The organism is Methanobrevibacter sp. (assembly GCF_045644645.1).
GTDB lineage: Archaea > Methanobacteriota > Methanobacteria > Methanobacteriales > Methanobacteriaceae > Methanocatella.
Genome location: NZ_JAZRHE010000150.1, coordinates 1 through 22,391, shown reverse-complemented (window position 1 = coordinate 22,391; position 22,391 = coordinate 1). Strand labels below are relative to the sequence as shown.

25 protein-coding genes are annotated in these 22,391 nt (G+C 39.9%); 20 read left to right on the top strand and 5 right to left on the bottom strand.

Translation table 11 applies throughout. The annotated features are described in order from the left end of the window. The 9 genes from ACKI4K_RS09360 to ACKI4K_RS09320 all read left to right on the top strand — a co-directional run bounded on the left by ACKI4K_RS09360 (nt 1) and on the right by ACKI4K_RS09320 (nt 8,997). Nucleotides 1-423, top strand: a complete 423-nt coding sequence (locus ACKI4K_RS09360; RefSeq protein ID WP_407424489.1) for a GtrA family protein — start codon at nt 1-3, stop codon at nt 421-423. Nucleotides 424-599: 176 nt separating this feature from the next. Continuing rightward, nucleotides 600-1,427, top strand: coding sequence for an amino acid ABC transporter substrate-binding protein (locus ACKI4K_RS09355; protein WP_407424487.1), 828 nt, complete (start codon nt 600-602; stop codon nt 1,425-1,427). Between the two features lie 29 nt (nt 1,428-1,456). Further along, nucleotides 1,457-2,107 (top strand): amino acid ABC transporter permease, encoded by a 651-nt coding sequence (locus ACKI4K_RS09350; RefSeq protein WP_407424540.1) that lies wholly within the window; start codon nt 1,457-1,459, stop codon nt 2,105-2,107. Nucleotides 2,108-2,119: 12 nt separating this feature from the next. Next, a complete protein-coding gene (locus ACKI4K_RS09345) occupies nt 2,120-2,803 on the top strand; it encodes an amino acid ABC transporter ATP-binding protein (protein ID WP_407424485.1) in 684 nt (227 codons plus the stop codon). Nucleotides 2,804-2,948: 145 nt separating this feature from the next. Beyond that, nucleotides 2,949-3,623 carry a zinc ribbon domain-containing protein gene (locus tag ACKI4K_RS09340; RefSeq protein ID WP_407424483.1) on the top strand — a complete coding sequence of 225 codons (675 nt, stop codon included), beginning with the start codon at nt 2,949-2,951 and terminating at the stop codon, nt 3,621-3,623. Nucleotides 3,624-3,812: 189 nt separating this feature from the next. Continuing rightward, a complete protein-coding gene (locus ACKI4K_RS09335) occupies nt 3,813-4,049 on the top strand; it encodes a hypothetical protein (protein ID WP_407424481.1) in 237 nt (78 codons plus the stop codon). 161 nt (nt 4,050-4,210) lie between these two features. Further along, the gene (locus ACKI4K_RS09330) at nt 4,211-6,175 is read left to right on the top strand and encodes a glycosyltransferase family 2 protein (RefSeq protein ID WP_407424479.1); all 1,965 of its coding nucleotides are present in this window, start codon (nt 4,211-4,213) and stop codon (nt 6,173-6,175) included. Nucleotides 6,176-6,187: 12 nt separating this feature from the next. After that, nucleotides 6,188-7,999, top strand: coding sequence for a glycosyltransferase family 2 protein (locus ACKI4K_RS09325; RefSeq protein WP_407424477.1), 1,812 nt, complete (start codon nt 6,188-6,190; stop codon nt 7,997-7,999). Between the two features lie 5 nt (nt 8,000-8,004). After that, complete coding sequence (locus tag ACKI4K_RS09320) at nt 8,005-8,997, top strand: glycosyltransferase family 2 protein (RefSeq protein ID WP_407424475.1); 993 nt, start codon at nt 8,005-8,007, stop codon at nt 8,995-8,997. Here ACKI4K_RS09320 and ACKI4K_RS09315 read toward each other — a convergent pair. After that, complete coding sequence (locus tag ACKI4K_RS09315) at nt 8,946-9,824, bottom strand: hypothetical protein (protein WP_407424473.1); 879 nt, start codon at nt 9,822-9,824, stop codon at nt 8,946-8,948. The genes ACKI4K_RS09320 and ACKI4K_RS09315 overlap by 52 nt on opposite strands. A 110-nt stretch (nt 9,825-9,934) precedes the next feature. On the opposite strand from ACKI4K_RS09315, the gene ACKI4K_RS09310 reads away from it, so the two are divergent. The 4 genes from ACKI4K_RS09310 to ACKI4K_RS09295 all read left to right on the top strand — a co-directional run bounded on the left by ACKI4K_RS09310 (nt 9,935) and on the right by ACKI4K_RS09295 (nt 12,750). Further along, nucleotides 9,935-10,384, top strand: coding sequence for a flavodoxin family protein (locus ACKI4K_RS09310; protein ID WP_407424471.1), 450 nt, complete (start codon nt 9,935-9,937; stop codon nt 10,382-10,384). Nucleotide 10,385: 1 nt separating this feature from the next. Then, nucleotides 10,386-10,850 (top strand): MarR family winged helix-turn-helix transcriptional regulator, encoded by a 465-nt coding sequence (locus ACKI4K_RS09305; RefSeq protein ID WP_407424538.1) that lies wholly within the window; start codon nt 10,386-10,388, stop codon nt 10,848-10,850. Further along, the gene (locus ACKI4K_RS09300) at nt 10,851-12,236 is read left to right on the top strand and encodes an MATE family efflux transporter (RefSeq protein ID WP_407424469.1); all 1,386 of its coding nucleotides are present in this window, start codon (nt 10,851-10,853) and stop codon (nt 12,234-12,236) included. A 61-nt stretch (nt 12,237-12,297) separates the two neighbouring features. After that, nucleotides 12,298-12,750, top strand: coding sequence for a hypothetical protein (locus ACKI4K_RS09295; protein ID WP_407424467.1), 453 nt, complete (start codon nt 12,298-12,300; stop codon nt 12,748-12,750). A 15-nt stretch (nt 12,751-12,765) separates the two neighbouring features. Here ACKI4K_RS09295 and ACKI4K_RS09290 read toward each other — a convergent pair whose 3' ends face one another. After that, entirely contained in the window at nt 12,766-13,443 is a 678-nt protein-coding gene (locus ACKI4K_RS09290; RefSeq protein ID WP_407424465.1) for a DUF11 domain-containing protein, read from the bottom strand. 207 nt (nt 13,444-13,650) lie between these two features. On the opposite strand from ACKI4K_RS09290, the gene ACKI4K_RS09285 reads away from it, so the two are divergent. The 4 genes from ACKI4K_RS09285 (at nt 13,651) to ACKI4K_RS09270 (ending at nt 17,082) form a co-directional block, all read left to right on the top strand. Further along, nucleotides 13,651-14,472: an amino acid ABC transporter substrate-binding protein gene (locus ACKI4K_RS09285; protein ID WP_407424463.1), complete on the top strand. Its 822-nt coding sequence runs from the start codon at nt 13,651-13,653 to the stop codon at nt 14,470-14,472. 48 nt (nt 14,473-14,520) lie between these two features. Next, nucleotides 14,521-15,036 (top strand): zinc ribbon domain-containing protein, encoded by a 516-nt coding sequence (locus tag ACKI4K_RS09280; RefSeq protein ID WP_407424461.1) that lies wholly within the window; start codon nt 14,521-14,523, stop codon nt 15,034-15,036. An 18-nt stretch (nt 15,037-15,054) separates the two neighbouring features. Beyond that, nucleotides 15,055-16,497 carry a hypothetical protein gene (locus ACKI4K_RS09275; protein ID WP_407424459.1) on the top strand — a complete coding sequence of 481 codons (1,443 nt, stop codon included), beginning with the start codon at nt 15,055-15,057 and terminating at the stop codon, nt 16,495-16,497. 78 nt (nt 16,498-16,575) lie between these two features. Beyond that, on the top strand, nt 16,576-17,082 hold the full coding sequence (locus ACKI4K_RS09270; RefSeq protein WP_407424457.1) for a CDP-alcohol phosphatidyltransferase family protein: 507 nt from the start codon (nt 16,576-16,578) through the stop codon (nt 17,080-17,082). Nucleotides 17,083-17,119: 37 nt separating this feature from the next. Here ACKI4K_RS09270 and ACKI4K_RS09265 read toward each other — a convergent pair whose 3' ends face one another. Together ACKI4K_RS09265 and ACKI4K_RS09260 are read right to left on the bottom strand one after the other, a co-directional pair. Then, nucleotides 17,120-17,437 (bottom strand): TfoX/Sxy family protein, encoded by a 318-nt coding sequence (locus tag ACKI4K_RS09265; RefSeq protein ID WP_407424456.1) that lies wholly within the window; start codon nt 17,435-17,437, stop codon nt 17,120-17,122. Nucleotides 17,438-17,482: 45 nt separating this feature from the next. Next, complete coding sequence (locus tag ACKI4K_RS09260) at nt 17,483-18,037, bottom strand: manganese efflux pump MntP family protein (protein ID WP_407424454.1); 555 nt, start codon at nt 18,035-18,037, stop codon at nt 17,483-17,485. 101 nt (nt 18,038-18,138) lie between these two features. On the opposite strand from ACKI4K_RS09260, the gene ACKI4K_RS09255 reads away from it, so the two are divergent. The 3 genes from ACKI4K_RS09255 to ACKI4K_RS09245 are packed head-to-tail and all read left to right on the top strand — an operon-like array spanning nt 18,139 to nt 21,372. Beyond that, on the top strand, nt 18,139-18,582 hold the full coding sequence (locus tag ACKI4K_RS09255) for a MarR family winged helix-turn-helix transcriptional regulator (RefSeq protein ID WP_407424452.1): 444 nt from the start codon (nt 18,139-18,141) through the stop codon (nt 18,580-18,582). Between the two features lie 5 nt (nt 18,583-18,587). Continuing rightward, nucleotides 18,588-19,967 carry an MFS transporter gene (locus ACKI4K_RS09250; protein ID WP_407424450.1) on the top strand — a complete coding sequence of 460 codons (1,380 nt, stop codon included), beginning with the start codon at nt 18,588-18,590 and terminating at the stop codon, nt 19,965-19,967. Between the two features lie 13 nt (nt 19,968-19,980). Continuing rightward, entirely contained in the window at nt 19,981-21,372 is a 1,392-nt protein-coding gene (locus tag ACKI4K_RS09245) for an MFS transporter (protein WP_407424448.1), read from the top strand. Between the two features lie 31 nt (nt 21,373-21,403). Here the strand turns inward: ACKI4K_RS09245 and ACKI4K_RS09240 are convergent, their stop codons facing one another. Next, on the bottom strand, nt 21,404-22,213 hold the full coding sequence (locus tag ACKI4K_RS09240) for a DUF169 domain-containing protein (RefSeq protein ID WP_407424446.1): 810 nt from the start codon (nt 22,211-22,213) through the stop codon (nt 21,404-21,406). Between the last annotated feature and the right edge of the window lie 178 nt (nt 22,214-22,391).

Here is a 22,391-nt window from a genome sequence, read left to right as displayed (position 1 = left end):
TTGATTGACACCCTATTCAGAAAAAGGACTGACAACATATATCTTCAGTTCTTCAGATATATCTTTGTTGGCGGAACGGCTTTTGTTGTTGACTTTTTCTTTTTGTATTTCTTCAGCGACATCTGCGGAATATACTATCTGATTTCAGCCGTTTTGTCATTCATAATATCCGTTCTGGTAAATTACATAATGAGCACCAGATGGGTATTCAATCAGGACAACATCGACAATAAGGTTCTGGAGTTCAATTTGTTCATATTGATCAGTTCAATCGGATTGGTCTTTACTGAAATCCTGCTTTATTTCTTCACAGACATTTGCGGGTTGTACTATCTGATTTCAAAGGTGATATCTGCAGCCATTGTCCTTTTCTGGAACTTCATTGCAAGAAGGGTGATGTTCTATGGAAAAAATTTCTTATGATTTAGTCCAGATGCCTCCTATTTTTTAATAATTATTTATTTGAACGTATTAACGTTCAATAATCAACATTGCAGAACACATCAAATCTGAATATAAATACATAAATATATAAAGCAACATAAAATTATATGGTAGATTTTTTCTACAATATAGTTATAACTATTTGGTGTTTAAAAATGAATAAAAAGATAGGTTTTGTATTAGTTTTAATCCTCGTATCTTTAATGATGCTAGGTACTGCAAGCGCAGGATTATTTGACTTCCTGGGAGGAAACAATTCCAATCAAACCGCAAACGACAACAGCACTCTCGTTGTAGGTTTTGATGCTGAATTCCCTCCATATGGATATAAGAACGACAGTGGAAACTACACAGGTTTTGACTTGGATTTAGCAAAAGAAGTATGTGCAAGGAACAACTGGACTTTCAAAGCTCAACCAATCGATTGGGATGCTAAAGATGCTGAATTGGACTCAGGTTCTATTGACTGTATCTGGAACGGATTCACAATTGACGGAAGGGAAAACGAATACCTCTGGTCCAACCCATACTTCGACAACAAACAGATTTTCGTTGTAAAATCTGACTCAAATATCAGTAGTATTGATGATCTAAGTGGAAAAGTTGTTGAAACACAAAAAGACTCATCTGCATTAGCTGCTCTTAAAGGAGACAACAAAACTATTGCAGACAAATTCAAACAATTAACCGAAGTGGCTGACTATAACACTGCACTAATGGATTTAGAATCCGGTGCATGTCAGGCCGTTGCAATGGACATTGGTGTTGCACAATATAATATTGCAAACAAAAACACAACAACCAACTTCACAATATTAGACCAACACATTACTACCGAAAAATATGGTATAGGATTCAAGAAAGGCAATACTGCATTGAAAGACCAAGTGCAATCCACTTTAGATGAAATGTTTAAAGACGGCACTGTCGTGAAAATCGCAGAAAAATACGGTATCTCACAGGATGCCCTAATCCAACCATAAGTTAATTAGTTTAAGAAGGGAGAATGGGAATGATATTGAGTACGGTCATACAACAATTGCTTGAAGGTATGATTACCTCCATAGAAATATTCTTGCTTACTCTTTTATTCTCTCTTCCTCTCGGTTTGGCTGTAGCCGGAGGAAGAATGAGCAGATTCAGACCGCTCAGATGGCTGATGAAGTTGTATATTTCTATCATGCGGGGAACACCTTTGATGTTACAGTTGATTGTTGTATTCTTTGCACCATATTATGTATTTGGAATTAGTCTTTCAACTGAATACAGATTTGTTTCCGTTATTATTGCATTCACTATTAATTATGCTGCATATTTCGCTGAAATCTATCGAGGGGGGATTGAGTCAATTAATAGTGGGCAATATGAGGCCGCTCAGGTATTGGGTTACAGTAAACTTGAAACATTTTTCATAATCATAATGCCTCAAGTGGTTAAAGTCATTCTCCCTTCAGTAACTAATGAAGTTATTACTCTTGTAAAGGACACTTCACTTTCATTTGTTATTGCAATTCCTGAAATGTTCACAGTGGCCAAACAGATTGCGGCTGCAGATGCATCCATCGCTGCACTGCTGGTGGCAGGTATATTCTATTACGTATTCAATATAATCGTTGCTTTTGCAATGGAACATCTGGAAAACAGACTGGATTATTATGAATAGGGGGAATATTTAATGAGTTTGCTTAAAATTAAAAATCTTAAAAAAAGTTTTGATGATAATGTTGTCTTAAAGGATATTTCTCTTAGTGTTGAAAAGGGTGAGGTATTGGGCATTATCGGACCATCAGGATCAGGCAAATCAACTCTGCTTAGATGCATAACAGGTTTGGAGCAAGAGGATAGCGGAGTAATCGAATTTGAAGGGACTTTTGGACTGGTTTTCCAAAACTTCAATCTGTTCCCACACCATTCAGTAATGAAAAACATAACCAATGCACCGATTAGGGTTCAGAAAAGGAAAAAGGATGAAGTCTTCAAACATGCACGCGAACTTTTGAAGAAAATGGGTCTTGAAGACAAGGAAGATGCTTATCCATGCGAATTGTCAGGAGGCCAGCAGCAGCGTGTCAGTATTGCAAGGGCTTTGGCAATGAATCCGGATATCCTGTTCTTTGACGAACCGACATCAGCTCTTGATCCTGAGCTGACAGGGGAGATCTTAAACGTCATCAAGGAGCTTGCCGCCGAGAATATGACAATGGTGATTGTCACTCACGAAATGGCTTTTGCCCGAAATGTTGCCGATACAATAATATTCATGGATGAAGGCGTCATTGTTGAAGAGGGTTCTCCTGAAGAGGTTTTCTCATCTGACAATCAGAGAATGAAGGATTTCCTAGGTAAATTCTACGACTGAATTCCACCTACATTTTTTTTATTTATTTTGATATTTTTCATCACCACACTTTTTTCCGTTAATCTATTCATATAATTGGATAACTATATTAAACATTGTGTGTAAACTATTATTATCAAACTATTGTTTTGAAGGTGTTAGCCTAATGAAATGTCCGAGCTGTAATACGGAAAACAATGAGGGTGCCAAATTTTGTAAAAAATGCGGTACCGCATTGAAAAACAACAAGATTAATCATGAAGAAATGATTAAGTCAATGAGTAACGATAAATCAGACAACACTACCAAAATAATTATTGTTGCATTGATTATTGTGGCTATAGTCCTGGCAGGTGTTTTCATATATCTTCAAGGCTTTGGCCATCATGATTCACAGGCACAGAATGCATCAGCCAGCAAAGGCAATTCATCTGTCAGCCAAAGTGATTCAGCATCCAATCCTGTTAAATCTGCTACACCAACTTCTTCCGAACCGGAAAAGACAGCAAAATCCACAAATCCTATTAAGATACAGGGTGGAAGTTTCTCTACTGGAAGTGCGGATGCAGATAAGACTTATGCATCCATCTATCTTGGAAAGCAGCATGCCGGTGAAAAGGTTATAGTCCAGATTTGGTATAGCAGGGACGGCAATACACTAAACCATGGTAATATGGTTCCAGTGACAGTGCATTCCGACGGTTATGTGGAACTGTCCAGTGCCGATGCATATAAATATTATCCGGATTATGCAACAATTAATGTATATGATAGCAATTCTAATTTATTAGATACTCAGAGTGTATCTTTATCTCCAACTAGCGGTACTCAAACATTCTGATTGAGTACTCTTTTTTATTTTTTCAACAGGGCCCTTTAATTTAATCAACTTTTAAACTATCTTATTTTTGTCATTTTCAATTAAAAAATTAAAATCAGACATGTTTTTAAACAATTGACAATGCAGGTGAGTGCTTACACTCGAAAAACTTTATAAACTAATGTTATGATATATATGAAAGGTGTTAAAATGAGAAGAATAATTCTGGTTTCATGCTTGATGTTCATTGCATTGGTGGGTGTTGCATTCGTTTCCTCTGCCTATGAGGATGGCAATATGGGACAATTGAATGCTTTCCATCACGGCGGCAGCACCAATCATTCGGATTCGGACAGCTCTTCGGATTATGATCTTCCGGCTTCAGCCCATCCAATGAAATCCCCAGGCCATGGCTTGTGGTTCTTAGTCCACCATAGAGGTGTCTGAATAAATTCATATGCCGCCCCCTATCATATCTTTTCTTCATGATGCAACCGATTTGCATATTATCCTTTTGGAAATGGAAAATATTTATAAATAGAATCCACCATAAAAATAAGTATATACACAAATAATCTACTTATAATAAATGTTAAGTGTGTTTAATTATGTCTAAACCGAAAATTTCAATTATTCTCCCGGTATATAATGTTGAGGATTATTTAAGCGAAACATTGGATTCGATATTGGGCCAGTCCATGATTGATGAAATCGAAGTGATAATGGTTGATGACGGTTCAACCGATGAATCAAGATACATCATTGAAAGGTATGCCCTTGACCATGACAATTTTCATGCCTACCACAAGGAAAATGAGGGTCAGGGGATTGCAAGAAACTATGCCCTGGGCCTTGCAAATGGAGACTACATTCACTTTTTGGATTCGGATGACTATCTGCCTCCTGATGCCTATGAAACATTATACGGCATCGCTTCAAAAAACGATTCCGACTTCGCAATAGGAAACGTCCTAAGATTTGCCAGATACAATGAATGGGATGATATCCTTTTCAAGAACAGCTACGGGGACATTACAGAAGTGATTGATTCCACATCACTGGATCAGATGCCGTCCCTGATATGGGATACGATAACATGCAACAAGCTCTATAAGCGGGAATTCCTATTGGAAAACAACATCAGATTCCCGGATAAAAAGATCTCATTTGAAGACATTCCATTTTCCCTGGAATCGTATATACTGTCCGACAACATTTCCATCACTCCGGAAGTATGGTATTACTGGAGACTAAGAAGCAACAGAACCTCCACGACACAGCAGGACCTGGATGTGTCAAACATCAGGGACAGGCTGGAAATATTAAGAGCGATAAATGAAATGTTAATCAGTTATGATGTTAATCAGGATATAGTCAATGAGGAATATTCGAAATGGCTTGACCATGACTTGAAGTTTTTCATAAAACGATTCGACCATTTTCCCAAAAAATATCACAAAGAGCTCTTTGAGGAGATATATGATCTGGTCAAGCTGATGCCGACCGAGATAATTGAGGATTTGAACACATACAAGAAGGCAATATTTAAGATGGTTCTCAACAGGGATTTCGAAAGCTTCATTCGCTTTGCGCCCATGGAAAATGAGCTGTTTGAAAATCCGCACATTCCCGATTTTATCGATGACGAGTATAAAGGTTATTTTGATTTCAAAAGATCCGTGAAAGATGAGGAGCTGATTGCTGAGCTTGCGGATATTGAATCTGATGAAAGCAACATATATCTGGAATTCAGCGGAAAGATCAACTATCTTTCGGATGACTATAAGTATGAGGTTTCAGCGGATCTCATGGAAAACGGCAGCAGATGCCCCCTTGAGGTTGATGGCTCCAGGATAGTAATTCCGTTTGACGTCATCAAGGATAAAAATCACACGAATATTGAAGTCCGCTATAAGTTCAATGACTTTACCAAGGAATGCCTCCTGAAAAACAGGCACAGGCAATCAATAGAATTTGAAGATTTCTATCTGGATTTGGATATGGGAATCAATTCCCATCTATTCATTGACATAAGACATAAGGCGGATAATGAAATTGAAATCACTGACATAACCTATGACGATGGCGATTTCATTCTCAGGGGAACTTCAGGAGATAGGGTCAGCCAGGTTCATGTTGAAAATGTCATTAGCTTTAATCGGATAAGCTGTCCTGTTGAATATCAGGACCAATTGACATTCAGAATTTCTGGAAGTGACCTTTCGAATGCCGCAGTTAAGAAATGGGAGATAAACTGCAGTGAATGCCCTAATTCAATTAGGCTATCAAGGTCCTTTGAATTCTTCAGAAGTCATGACAAGACCAGATTCATAAATTCAAGAAATAAGATATTGATCGAGCATGACGTTTACAATCCTTTTGAGATATTAAACGAATTCAATGACCAGGCCAAGGAATGGAAATCCGAGATTTCATCCCTGAAAGGCGAAAAGTCAAAATTGACTTGGGAAAATGATAAGCTAAAAAGAGAGAATGCCGAACTGAACGGCAGAATTTCCGAATTCAAATCACGTAAGGTAGTTAAGATTGCTGATAAGTTAAAGTTAAATTAGATGAGTGAAAATATGTTGAAGTTGTCTGTAATAATTCCGGTGTACAATATTGGAGACAAATTGCATGATGCGCTTGACTCAATCAGAAACCAGACACTGGGCTTTGAAAATATCGAAGTGATTTTTGTCGATGACTGTTCCATCGACAACAGCTCTGAAATTATTGAAGAGTTTTCCGATTCATATGACAATGTGAAATCAGTCCGTCTTGATGAAAACAGCGGTTTTGCTGGAAAACCCCGTAATCTGGGCATCCGAAATGCCACAACAGACTATTTGATGTTTTTGGATCCTGACGATATGTTTCTGGAAACCGCATGCGAAACACTGTATGGCAATATCGCAGATACAGCTTTGGATGTGGTTTCGGGAAATTACATATGGAATCATGGCGACATAAAACTCAACAACCGCTGGCACAATATTGAATTGACAGATGGAGCTCTGGAAATCAGGTCAATAGATGAGGAACCTAACCTGTTCGCACTGCCCCCATCGGTATGGACGAAAATCTTTAGAAGGGAATTTGTCCTGAATAATGACATCACATTTCCTGAAGGCATACCTGGCCAGGATTTTGTCTTTGTTGTCAATAGCCTTTTGAGGGCTGATGGAATCAGGTTTGTTGATGTGCCTGTCATCAACTATTTTCAGGGAACGGATGAGGATAAGCACAAGTCAGTGACTTCAAACAGGACAAAAAAACTTTTATTCGGATATATAACTGCATTCAACAAGGCATTGGAATTGTTTGAAGACCGTGAGGAATTTCATAAGTATGCGCTTTCCACCAATCTGCCCTTCTGGGTCAAGCAGCTTTCGGTGTCCAACATCTCGGCAAATGACAAGATTGACGCTGTAAGGTATGCAAGGCCCCTTTTTGTCAGATATGGGGAATTGGATAATCTGAATCCTCCCAGGGATTATGAAGCCTTCTTTGAAAGGGTGGTTGAAAAGGATTATCATGGCGCAGTGGGGCTATGTGAAAGAATAGCTTTAAACCTTCCTGAAAATGATTTCAACATATATTCCAAAGTCAAAGAGAGGGAAATTATCCTATTGAACTGCTCCGGCAATGACGAATCGATTTTCAATCTGGCTGGGCTATTTGGGAACAGTGAATTCTCACTGTCTGTTTTGGATGTGAGTCCCGCTGATGATTTCAGACAATTGAAAAACAGGCATCCCGACATGATCAACTGTTTTGAGTATTATGCCAAAAGGAATTCGCTAAACCCCGATTGTGAAGATTATCGTGTTGAGAACAGCAGCTATTACACTTCAGATGGATTCAATTACCTCACCTTTGATTTGGAAAATGACCGATATGAGCTGTATGACCGTTTTAACAACGGCAGGATTTACTTTGAAGGCATGAATGACTTTTATGATTATTTCATTAGCCAACATTGCCTCAACTTATCTGAAAAGCCATTTTTAATCAGCGCTTACAGTACAGATTATGACATCAGAAATGTTGACTCCAGTCTGGCGCATAAGATTGAAGTGATTCATGGCAATCTGCAAAAGCCGGATTTGCAGGAACTTAATTTGGATGCATTGGTTGTGGCTGAGGATTGCGATAAAATCATTGATGTGAATTCGAATGATGCTATGGAATGGCAAGACCTGTTCAAGAGAATATACCTTAAAGAAAGAAATGACTACTATGACCGTCAGGACCAATTGGATAAACTCAATATTGAAAACAAGCAACTGAAGGAAAAGCTGGATGAATATAAAAAAGTCAACGACGAATTGCTGAATTCAACAAGTTGGAAGATTACAAAACCCTTACGGAGCATGCGTAAACTCAAAAGATAACTATCATGACTGAAATTTCTGTTATTCTACCTGTTTTTAATGGTGAAAAATATATCAAGAAAGCCGTTCAATCTGTTCTTAATCAGTCAATGGGCGATTTTGAATTGATTGTTGTCAATGACGGGTCAACCGACAGCACATCAGACATCGTGAGCGGCTTCGATGATGAAAGGATTGTTCTGCTCAACCAGGAAAATCGGGGCCCTGGCGCTGCCAGAAACAGGGGCCTTGAGATAGCCTGCGGCAGGCATGTGATGTTTTTGGATTCGGATGACTGGTTTTGCGAGGACGCATTTGAAATTGCCTGCGGAGAGGCCAGAAAAAACAACACTGACATCTCAATATTTCAGATAATCAAATATGATTCGGGCACCTACTCCCAAAACGATTGGTTTAACCTGAACAATTTTGACGAGACCTTTGAAAACAGAATCTTCAATCCCCATGAATGCAGGGATTTTCTCTTTGACATATCCGTAAGTGCCTGTCAAAAGATTTTTAAAAGGCAATTCCTGAATGAAATCAACGCAAAGTTTCCGGAAGGCATCTATTTTGAGGACATGCCATTCTTCTTTTATACGTTCCTGAAGGCAGAGAGAATATCGATTATAAAAAGGCATCTCTATGTCAGGCAGAAGCATCCCGGCTCCATCACCGAATCTGTCGACAGCAAATTCTTGGATACCGTTCCTGCCGGCCAGATTTTAATGGACATTTTTATTGAAAATGACTGCTATGATATGTATAAGTTTGATCTGCTTGCCTTTAAAATCAATGGTCCTCGATATGCTTTAATGGGCATTGAAGAAAAATACAAAAAGCAACTCTATATGCTGATTAAAAAGGACTACGAAGCGATTAAATTGACTCCATATTATGACGATTATCTTGATAATCTGGGGCCTGTAAAATGGAAATTCTTCACAGACATTTTAAGGTCAAATGACTATGATGAGTTCAGGACCTTGAACCAGACAAAATCCTCACCTGCAAAGTGACCTATCAGAATTGATGTCAGTGAAATAATAATATAAATTGCAAAGACCTCGATTGGTGTAAACAACAGGAACACTACTGAAAATGCAATTTCGGCCAGATAAAATGCTATTTTTGAATTGTTGACCGGCCTATAGCTTAAGACGCCCAGAATAATTGGTGTAATTATGATGGCCAATATATATAGGAGGGACATTTCAAGGCTGATTAATCCCTCAATCGGCATGTTAAAGAGGTACATAAAGAGATACATCTCCAGAACTCCCAAAAAGAATCCCTGAACGGCTCCGCAGATTGCCTGAGCAAGAGTATGCCTTTTAAGAAGGACTCTTGACCAGATCATAATCGGATATAGGATTCCAAACAATGCGCCGATTGGTCCTAAAAGCATTATCAGGGCTCCGACAGGTCCGCTCAAACCGGTTGTATGGACACTTATTTTCCATCTTGTCGTAATGAGAAGCACAACGCCCGTATTGATGGCATAACATAAAAGCAGCAGGGTCAGGAAACGGTTCAGATTAAGGATCATGCAGAGGAAAAATCCTGCCAGATAGGAAACAACACCGACAACCAATGGGGCATATCTGTCCCCGCGATTTGAAATGTCCTTATCCGTATTGAGCTTTTTTGCCCAATATAAGATGATTGCCATAGGCAGGACTGATGCAAACATTATGGAAACCAGTTCCAAAACCATGAATTCGGACAGGTCAAACCCATTGGCATCAAAGGACAACGTTAGACAAATTATCAAAAATAAGGGTATGCATATTATGGGAGGATTGGTGACTGTTGATATTATCTCTGCAATCTTTAGCTTTTCCATGAAATAATTTATAAAAGCCTTGATTAATAAGCATTGTGAAATTAATTGTTGTCTGTGCAATAGTTGTCAATGCAACAATTTATATATGATGAGGAAGTAATAACAATACCATGAAATCACTAGTAGTTTATTACTCAAGAACAGACATTACAAAAAAGCTTGCAGAAGAGATTGCAGACAAAGTCAACGCAGATATAGAGGAAATCAAGCCTAAAGTTAATTATCAGGGAAAAATAGGTTATGCACGTGGTGGAAAGGACGCCTTTAGAGAAAAGGTAATTGACCTGGAAACACCAAAATACGACCCGCAGGACTATGATGTGGTCTATCTGGGAACCCCTGTCTGGGCCGGCAAGGCATCAACTCCCCTATATTCATACATCAGGCAGAACGGCACCAATTTTTCAAACGTGAAATTCTTCGTTACAGCAGGAGGAACAGGATTCGATTCAACACTAAAACAGCTGGAAGACAATACCAAAAAACCTCAGGCCACCCTTGCGTTAACAACCAAGGAAGTTAAGAAGGACGACTACTCATTGGAAGGCTTCATTGATTAAAATGTCACTGGAAGAATTCAAGCAAATTGATTCCTCATCCATTCCTGTCGGAAAGCTGATCGTGATGATTGCAAGAGGCCTTCAGATTTATTTGAATCATCATCTTGAGGATTTGGGCATCAATGCAACCCAGCTTCATCTTCTGATTGAAATTTCAAATCAATGCGACATCAATCAGGAAAAGGTATCTGAAAGGTGCAATATCAATAAGGGCGCCGTTGCAAGGTCAATCAAAAAGCTTGAGGATAAGGGATTGGTCATAAGGGAAATTGATGAAAACAACAGGCGCCAGAATAAGGTTTCCCTTACTGAATCTGGCTGGGAAACATTAGACAGGTCCGTTAAAATTTTAAACGGCTGGGAAAATGAAGTGATTTTGGAAAAGGGTTATGTTGAAAAGGGGCTATTGCAAAAGGTCCTGAAGGAAATATCAATCAAAACAATGGAATTGAATCAGGGCGATTAGATGACAAAAAGCAAAAATATTGAAATGATTACTGGAGATCCTAAAAAGGCCATAGTCAAATTGGCCATTCCAATGATGATTTCCATGCTGCTCATTATGCTTTACAATATTGCGGACAGCATTTGGGTTGCAGGTCTTGGCGGAGACGCACTTGCTGCAATCGGATTTATTACACCGCTGTTCATGGTATTGGTGGGCCTTGGAAACGGTATCGGTGCCGGTGCCAATTCATTGATTGCAAGAAACATCGGTGCAAAAAACCCTGCCCAGGCAAACAACGCCGCCCTTCATGCAATCCTGTTGTCAGTTATAGTGTCCATAATATTCACCATCCTAATTGAAGTCTTCATGGTTCCCATCCTACAGTTCATGGGTGCGGGCAACACCATTGAATTTGCAATGAGCTACAGCTACATCATATTCGGATTCCTGTTCATATTCGTTTATTCAGGTGTGGCTTCCGCGATATTCAGGTCCGAAGGGGATATGAGAAGGGCAACAATTGCAATTGCGGTTACGGCCATCATGAACATCATCTTGGATCCGATATTTATTTATATCCTTGATTTTGGAATCGCCGGTGCCGCATGGGCAACTGTGATATCCGCTACACTGTCCTGCCTTGTAATGAGCTACTGGATATGGGGCAAAAAGGACCTCTTCCTTGACTTGTCACCTAAGAACTTCAGCTATTCAAGCCAGATTATGATTGACACCCTTCAGGTTGCAATTCCATCAACACTGGAGAATGTCGTATTTTCCATCCTGGCAATTATTGTCAACAGCATGCTTGTTTTGGCATCCGGAACCACTGCAGTGGCTGTTTATACCGCATCCATGAGGATTGTGCAATTTACAATGATTCCGCTTTTGGGTATTGGAACAGCAGTGCTGACCGTTGCCGGTGTTGCCTATGGTGCACATAACTACAATAACCTGAAAACCGCCCACAGCTACTCAATCAAATTGGGTTTTGCAATTTCAATAGCCTTGGGCGTGGTGATGTTCGTATTCTCATCACAGCTTGCCGGATTATTTGCATATACTGAAGCGAGTGCAGGGCTGGCGCCTGAAATTGCCTCAGCGATATCTGTCCTGAGCCTCTTTGTTCTGGCCATTCCCCATGGGATCATGTCATCCATGATGTTTCAGGGCGTAGGCAAGGGAACATACTCCTTCATAATTACATTGCTTAGGTCATTGCTCCTGGAAAGCGTATTTGCATATGTATTCTGCTTTGTATTCGGATGGGGTGTTGCCGGAATCTACGGCGGAGTGGTCTTCGGCTGTTTTGTCGGAGGAACAGTAGGATACATATGGGCAAAATTCTTCATCAGAAAATTCAAAGAGATATCCCTGCGAAAATATGTTCCCCAAAAGGATTGAGGCCTATTTCACAACAAATTAACATAGGCATTGCCAACCCGGATATATTAACGTGATCAAAATGGAATTCATCTTAAACAACAGGAAATATTCTATCCTAAACCATGAACTGTACATCAACTATCTGATGGTGGACAATTATTTCAGGCACCATTATTCCAAGTATGAGTATGACATTGAATTTGATTTCATCACGCCTCTTCTGGAAAAGGAAAAGGTTGATTTTGAAGACATCATGGAAGGCACAGAAGTCATGGAAGAGCTGATTGAAAAAGAAGAGCTCAACTTCATACCTGCGGGCTTGCAGATAGATGAAATGGAAAACGGCAACTTCAATATCTCCTATCAGGATATGGCCTTCAAGGACATACTGGTGGGTGAAGCAATTCCCTTAATCATTGCACTGTCAGCCCTCTTGAACTACAGGCCTGTCCTGTCCCTGACACAAATTGAAGAGGAACTCAATCATTTCATTAGGCAGTTCAGAATGTACAACAAGGAAAACATGCAATGATTAAAAAAAATAATTCTATAATTTGGATTTGTAGGTTATAAATATTGCAAACAATGAAAGCAGAATTAAAGCTATCGGATTGCCGGTTGCCTTAAGGGTGGCAATGGATTTTTCCGTATGGGCTTTGACGGCATGGTCAAAAACATCAATCTCCTCTTCTTCGAAACTTTCATTTTCATTCAGATTGCGTGTATCGCTTGTCAATGTAGCCTTGTTGATTTTTTCCCCAACGGATATGGCTTTGGTTGTAATGTATAAGAAGACTTCACCATCATCCACAGACAAGCCTCCGATGTACCATATTCCGGTTTCAGGATTGAAAGACCCTTTTGTTGTGGTGTGGCTGACATATATCAAGCCGTCAGGCAGCTCGTCATAGACCCTTACGTTCTTGGCGGTGTCGGGGCCTTTATTTATAACACTGACAATCCATGTCACATGGTCGCCGATGTAGATGTTTTCAATATCCGCATCATTGTCCAGTATCAGATAGGATTTGGATTCCGTTTGAGAGGAAGTCTGGGCTGCTGAGAGATTTTCACCCGCTGACCCAAGGGAATCTGATTCATCAGTGGTTAAAAAAGTAGATTCATCGACGGCTTTTAAATCAGAGGAATCCCTGTCATCCATAGACATGTCTGTTCCGTTCAGGTCATGTGCACTGACGCATGTCAAACCTATGAGCGGTATCATGATCATCAGCAGGATTGCCATTTTATTTCTAATTTAAAAACCCCCTCTGTGCATATTTATAATTCTCATTATTAATAACCTTTTTCAAATTCATGCAAAAATGATCTATTGAGTTGGACTTTATGGCTAAAAGATATGGCAAATTTTAATAATTATGATAAAAAAAGATATTATCAATATCAATTTGTCTTAAAAAGGTGGGGAGAAATGAAAAAAATATTAATGATTGGATTAATCATGATTACAATTTGCATTTCTGCTGGTGCAGTGAGTGCAGAAGGCCTATTTGATTTGTTTGGTGACAAATCGGATACGAAAAATACTGATGACATATTCATTGTCGGATTCAACGGCGATTATCCTCCATTCGGATACAAGGATGAAAACGGAAACTACACAGGATTTGACATAGAGCTTGCAAAGGAAGTGTGCAAAAGAAATAACTGGACATTCAAAGCGCAGCCGATTATTGACTGGAACACAAAACAGATGGAACTGGACAGTAATGAAATCGACTGCATCTGGAGTGAATTTACAATAAACGGAAGGGAGAACAATTACACCTGGTCCGAACCATACTATAACAACACCCAGGTCGCGGCCGTGAAATCAGACTCCAACATCAACGGTCTTGCTGACATGAAGGGTAAGATTCTGGATGTCCAGCAGGGAAGTTCCGTCCTAAACACCATCAGGAACAATGAAACCCTCAACACCACCTTCAAGGAAATAAATGAAGTTGACAGATATGACACTGCATTAATGAATCTGCAGGCGGGAATATGCGATGTCGTGATTCTTGACAATGGAATGGCAAACTATCTGGCTGCGAAACATGATGACATCAAACTTCTGAACGATCCCATATCCGTTGAACAGTACGGCATCGGATTTAAAAAGGGAAACACCAACCTAAAAGACCAGGTCCAAAAAACCCTGGATGACATGTTCAAGGACGGAACTGTGGAAAAGATAGCCCAAAACTACAGCGACTATAAAATCAGCGAAGGTTTAATATTTCCGAAATAACCCAGTCCAAAGTTAAAATATATTAAACAAGAAATGCATAATATTCTTATGGATTTTGAAGAGGACCACAATAATTTCTGCATATACTGCGGCGAGAGATTGGAGCCGGGGCAAAACTTCTGTTCGCAATGCGGCAAGGCGGTATATCATGAGCCAAAACCACAGGCAATCAGAACCCCCTCCAAATATGAATCAAGGATAGATGAGATAGAGCAGGAATACAATCTCAAGCAGGCAAAGGCTTTTGAACTGGTTGAAAAGTCATTCGACCCCACCCACATGTCCTATTCAAAATTTACCTCAGCCATCCGCAAATCCAATCACCTGTTTGCAGGCCAGCTTGAAATCACCCGCAAAATGCTTGAAGTGAATGACGATGACAATGAGATAGTTGCAAAGGAACTTGAAAATAAGATCAGAACCCTGGAAGCATTTGTTGACAAGATTGAAGATTTGATAAATGAGCTTGTGATCCATTTAAGCTCAAACAAAAAGGACAATGAGGACATAGACAATCTCTTTCATGATATGGATGACCTGATTGATTCCGTTAAGGATTATTAATATTATAGGGGTTTTCAATTGAACAATAGTTTTAATATGGAAAGGATATCTGCAATGAGGAAACTTAATTATAGGGATTTGATAATATTTCTCATTCCACTGTTCATCTTCGGCTATTATCTTTATGCCTTAAATCCTGGAATAATGAACTGGGATACGTATTTCCAGTTCCATCAGATAGCGACCAATAAGTTCACCAACTGGCACCCGTTCTTCCACACTTTCATTCTAATGACATGCGTCGAAACGATTGGGGCGGCGATTTCATATCCCATACTGCAGATTTTGACATTTTCAACAATGTGGACGGTCATATGCAAATATTGCAGGGACGATTCCTCAAAAAGCAACAGGACATTCTATCTGCAATGCATAGTCACGTTAATCGTTTGTTCAATACCTCTCAATCCCCTATTTTCCCTATATTTCTATAAGGACACATTATTCAGTTACTTCCTGATGTTTTTATGCTTCCTGATTAAGGTGATACTCGATAAGAAGGGCAGGATAAGCTTCACTTTCATATTGGTATTGGCGGTCACATTGTCATTCGTATCCCAATTAAGATACAACGGGACATTCATCGTTTTAATAATATTAATTCTTTTGTCCGCATATTTCTTCAAAAACAATAAAAAGAGGAATTACCATATCCTGATTCCTGCAATGACAGTGATGTTCATCCTATTGATTTGCTCCTTAAATGTGATATATGATGTTGAGGATAATCAGAAGGATGCAATTATGTCCAAGACAGGACATATGTTGGCGGATTATGATTTGAATCTCAAACTGGATGAAAACGATAAGGGAATGCTGGGTGAACTGTTCAACGAGTCAAGATTAGACCAGCATTATCATGTTACCTGTTCGGATTTGATATATACGCACAATATGCATAAGGACGTTTTTAAAAGCAATGAGAAGGCATATGTTTTCATGGCGATGAAATATTCGCTGAAACATCCGAAGCATTTTATAAAATATCTTTTTGAATCCTCACCGATGGTGTGGAAAATTGTCAAGGAGGATGACTGGCTGCGTTATCAGGGAATGCCTTCAGTCTATCCGTACAACACAAGATATTACAGTTCAATGGACCAAATCCCCTCCACAGACTATGACAATCTTACATTCAACAATATGGAGTCCCGGGAGTATAAGAATATAAAATCTCTTGTAGATTATGTCAATTCCAATGAACTGGTATACACCCTGTTCAACAGTCCGGCACTATACATGTATCTGTCATTGATTATTTTAGGCGCAGTATATCTGATGACCAAATCAAAGGACCTGTTCCTTGTATATCTGCCGAACATGATAAATATAATCATTGTTTTCTTTTCCACTCCCGCACCGCAGCTGCGGTACTTATATCCCAACTTCCTGGTATTCTATTTATTGATCATTATGGTTATTGAAATACTTGAAAAAGTCAAACGTGATTCCTCCCGATGATTGCTCCCATTCAAGGAAATAGCCATAAATCGATATTCTTAATAATTTCAAAATTAAAATAATTTAATTGGAATTAACATGAAAAGGCATATAGCAAACATTCTAACAGGTTTTCGTATCTTGGGAAGCATTTTGATGCTGTTTTTCCAGGTATTTTCCATACCATTTTACATATTGTACCTGTTTTGCGGACTGAGCGACCTGATTGATGGAATCATTGCAAGGAAAACCAATTCCATCACTGATTTTAGTTCAAAATTCGATTCTTCCGCTGATTTAATATTTGCAGCGGCGGCATTGATAAAAATTCTTCCGGCCCTAAGCATTCCGAATTGGCTTTGGCTTTGGATTTTGATGATTGCCGCAATCAAAGTCTTCAATATGGCATGGGGAATTGCATTTGAAAAAAGGATTGTTGTTGAACATACAATTATGAACAAGATAACAGGTCTGCTGCTTTTCATATTGCCTTTGACATTGCCGTTCATTGAATTTGAATATAGTGCCATTGCCGTGTGCGCCGTTGCAACATTCGCGGCAGTTCAGGAAGGCCATTACATCAGGACCGGAAAGGAAATCACATAGACACTTTCAGAAAATTTCTTAAAAATAGATTCAAAGGTTATCTGCGTCTTTTTCTTGGAGCTGGAAGGTCCTCATGCATTGCCTCAATGAGTTCATTCAGAAATTCCCTATCCTCCAAATCATCAACGAGAAGCATTTCCCTTGCGCCCTCATAAGGCAGTTCCATATCTGCATTCGGCATCATTTCCATTGCTGATTTAACTGGCTTGACCAGAAAGCGGTCGTCGTAAATGCCGCCGACAATCTTTCCCCGATAGTATATGATGTATTCCCCCATCATCGCCCTATATGATATGTCATCCAAATCCGACAGCTGGTCCAGCACATATTCCAGATATTGTCTGATTGATGTCATTGAATTCCTCCTTGATTGACCGGTTCTTTTCGATGAACTGCTTATTTAAAGTCCCAATAATGTCTTTATTCCAATCAGAATCAGTATGATGCCTCCAAGTATTTGGAACTTGTCCCCAAAGTAATCCCCCAGCTTGCAGCCAATATATATTCCGGCAATGCTGAATGCGAATGCAACCACTCCTATTATTATGGAGGATATCAATATAGGATCATTCAGAAGGGCGATTGTTATTCCAACGGCAAACGCATCGATGCTGGTGGCTATTGCAAGCAGTGTCACTTCCTTAAATGAAAAGTTATCCGTAGCCTCCCCTTCATCGCTGGACAGGCTTTCACGTATCATGTTAAGTCCAATGCCTACCAGCAGGACAAATGCGATGACTGATGCGAAGGACTCAATGGCCGCCGATATTGTGCTTACACAGCAGTATCCTATAATCGGCATCATGAACTGGAAAAAACCGAAGAATATTCCGTAGTATAACTTTTGTGATTGTGTTAGATGTTTCTGCGTAAAACCCTTTGTCAACGATACGCTGAATGCATCCATTGCCAATGCCACAGCTATTAAAAAGACTGAAATCACATTAAAAGACATTACTCTTAATTTGTAAATTATTTTATTTAAAACTTTAACTGTTTCAATATTAACTGTTCACTTAGAAACATTTATATTGCATTCGGCACAAATAGGAAAACATGAGTGAAAAAAGCTATGAGGGGATATATGATTCATCCCCGTTTATCGCATGGATCCATAATCTAAGCAAGAATCAGATGAAATACCTGAATTCAAAGATTGATGAACTTGATTTGGGCCATGAAATGCGTTTCATAATGATGATTTACGACAATCCCAACATATCCCAGGACGACCTTGCAGCAATTTCCGGCCACAGCAAGGCCAACATTGCAAAGACCCTAAAAAAGCTGGAAGACCAAGATTACATCAAAAGAGAAATAAATCCGGAAAACAGAAGAAAATACATACTCAAGACAACCGAAAGGGGTGATGAGATAGTTCCAAAAATCAGACAGATTTCAAGCGATTGGGAAAAGGAAGTCGGAATAACGGAAGGGGACGATGAAGTGAAGAAAAGAATTAAGGAGATAGCCATTAATGCCATGGGACTGGTGGACTGATAAACATGAAACTTGATTCTGAAAGATATGCCGTATCTGTAGCTTTTATAACATCATTTTTTGCCGTGTTCCTGTCGGCGGGAATTGTTCTGGGGGTTCCTGCAATCGCGGCGGAATTTGGAATGAACAATATCATCCAAAACTGGATTACGACATTGACCGCACTGGTGATAGCAGTGTTCACGCTTCCCGCAGGCCAGATTTCAGGAAAGATCGGTGTTAAGAAGACACTGATTATCGGCGTTTCAATATTCCTGTTGGCATCCCTGGGGGCGTGCCTGTCGTTTTCAACAGAAATGTTTCTGATTTTCAGAGTCGCCCAGGGAATAGGAATTGCATTTTCAAATGTTGCGGCAATAGCGATGGTCGTGCAAGCCGTCAAACCGCAGAACAGAGGAAAGGCACTCGGATTTACAGTGACCGGAGTGTATCTGGGAGGCTCCCTTTCACCGGTATTCTGCGGATTTCTGGTAAGCAATTTCGGCTGGAGAGCGATGTTTTATTTTGTGCTTCCGTTTTTGGCGCTTTGTGTGGTGCTCATGATTTTAAAGATACCCGGCGAGTGGATAACCCATGAGGGAAGCAAGATCGACACGGTGGGATATGTGCTCTACGGAATCGGAATAATGCTTTTCATTTACGGATTTACAAATCTCATGAATGGATTTGGAGTCATATCAATAGTCATCGGAATGGTTCTTCTGGTTATTTTCGGATATTATGAATTGAGGACTGACAGCCCTGCATTCAACATGAACCTCTTCAGAAACATGAAGTTCACATCATCAAACGTTGCGGCTCTCTGCAGCTATCTAGCTATTGCATCGATTACAACAATCCTGAACTATCACTTCCAATACGTGAGGGGATGGGATGCGCAAATTTCAGGGCTTATGCTGATTGTCACACCGATATTGATGGCCCTGATAGCTCCAAATTCCGGCAAGCTGTCAGACAGGATACATCCCCAAAAGCTTGCGGCCATTGGGATGAGCATCACGACAGCTGCATTATTGATATTGGTGTTTTTGGATGCGGACACACCGCTTTTCCTTATTGTTGCGGCGATGATTCTTCAGGGAGTGGGAATGGGACTTTTCACTTCCCCAAATACGAATGCAATCATGAGCTCGGTTCCACCCAAGGAAACCTCAAACGCATCCGCAGCCCAGTCAGCCATGAGGACAATAGGCCAGACTATGAGCCTGGGCATTCTGACATTGGTGTTTGCATGGATAATGGGCAGCTTAAAAATATCCGGCCAATACGCCGACATGGTCGTTCAATCTTCACAACTGATTTGCATGATATGCACAGCAATATGCATAATCGCAATATTTGCATCATTGGTGGGCATCAAATCAAAGGATTCATTCAACATATAAAAGAGGGAAAATTATGAAACTGAATTTGGAAACATATGTAATATTTGTGTCATTTATCACATCATTTTTTGCAGTGTTCCTGTCAAACGGGATAATTATAGGTGTTCCTGCCATTGCAGCGGAGTTTGCAATGAATAATGTGATACAGAATTGGGTGCCGACAATATTCTTCCTGGTTGTGGCTGTCTTTACAGTTCCGGCAGGACAGATTTCAGGAAAGTTCGGCGTCAAGAAATCATTGCTTGCAGGCGTTATCGTGTATCTGATTGCATCTGTCGGGGCATGCCTGTCCTTTTCAACCGAATCATTTCTGATATTCAGAATTCTTCAGGGAGCGGGCGTTGCATTCCTAAACGTGTCAGCAATGGCAATGGTGGTTCAGGCAGTCAAACCCCAAAACAGGGGAAAGGCACTGGGCTTCACGGTAACAGGAGTATACCTGGCTACATCCCTATCGCCGGTGCTATGCGGATTTCTGGTGCATAATCTTGGTTGGAGATCAATGTTTTACTTTGTGATTCCATTCCTTGTGCTGTGCATAGCGTTAATGCTTCTTAAAATACCCGGCGAGTGGAAGACATATGAAAAGGACAAGATCGATAAACTCGGATCCATACTCTACGGCATCGGGATATTGGCATTCATCTATGGATTTACAACATTGACCACAGCAAACGGATTGGTTCTGACCGTTTTGGGATTGATAATACTGATAGGATTTGGTGCCTATGAGCTAAGGCAGACATCACCGGTATTCAATATGAAGCTGTTCAAGAATACGAAGTTCACCTCATCCAACATTGCCGCATTGTGCAGCTATATTGCAGTGATGGTGGTTACAACAATCCTGAATTACCACTTCCAGTATGTCAGGGGATGGGATGCCCAGATGTCCGGAATGATACTAATCATAACACCTATCATCATGGCGATAATGGCTCCGAATGCAGGAAAGCTCTCGGATAAGATTCATCCGCAGAAACTGGCAGCCATTGGAATGGCGATTGCAACAGTTGCACTTTCAATACTGACATTCCTGAATGCAGATACACCATTGTATCTTGTGGTACTGGCCATGATTTTGCAGGGTCTTGGCATGGGTTTGTTCTCAAGCCCGAACATGAATGCCATAATGAGTTCGGTTCCTCCAAAGGACGCGCCAACCGCATCCGCTTCACAGGCTACGATGAGGACAATAGGCCAGACAATGAGTTTGGGTCTTTTGACCTTGGTGTTTGCATGGGTGATGGGCAGCCTGGATCTGGCTCCGCAATATGCAAGCATGATTGTTCAGTCATCCAGGATAATATGCGGAATATGTACTGCTGCATGCATATTGGCCATTTTCGCATCATTGGTTGGAATTAAATCCAAAGACGAATTCAACACTAAAAGGCCAGAATGATTAGTTGAATCAGCTAATCATTTTATTTTTTCTATTTTTCATTTCCGAATTCTGACCAGAAGTCAGTCTGGAAAACGCTGTTTTTGCTTAGCTCTTCCAGTTTCAAGAACAATCTCCACGGCATTGACAAACATAGATAATCATTTGGTATGAAATGCTTCATGTGGCGTCTGGCGGCGAAGTCAAGCGGACTTAAAACTGGATCTGGAATGTCCTTTTCATCCTGCTGGAATGTAAAAGATCCGATTGCCTGGCATGCCGATGCCTGAGGTGTGACAACATTTGCATTTTCTGTTCTGAAAGATCCGTTCAGCTGCAATATTGCAGACAATTCCATCGTGTTTAATGTAAATACAACGGAATCAGGAATTTCATCTTCTTTCAGGTTTTCAATTGCCTTGAAGATGACATATTGCTTGTCATCATAAACCGGCCTGTTTTTGATATGTGCCAAAGCTGTATCAAAGTCACAATATATTCTTTCACCATGCTTAAACATCTCATACACATTTTTTGGCCGATTTTCTAATTTTTTAAGGTACTTATCCTTATCTTTAGCCGAATCCTTACCTAAAGATAAAAATGTAGCCTGAAATTCCATTGCTTCGGGGCTGTCAAAGCCGTCACCCCACCCCATTCCTGTTGCGATTCCTCCGCAGGTAATGTTTTCACGTCCGAATGCTGTTGTCTTTCTTTTGGCAATTGTCTGTGCGATGAATGCCATTATGCATCCTCCTCTTCCGGCTTTAGGTGAAAGTGCATCATCCGGCTTTTCGTCGCTTTTGATTAAAACTATCGGGTCAAATTTCCCATTCAATTCCCTGACTATGTTGAATTCCATATTATAAACCCCAATTATGCTTGTTAATATTTAGTTTTCAAAAGCAAAGTATAAAAATATTGCCTTATGTTTATTATTATTTACATTATTGTGAAGAAACATTGATAGTTGGAAGTGTTACATATAGATGATTGTGTCCAAATAAGTCATTTTTTACCTGTTTGCAATTAGTGAAATC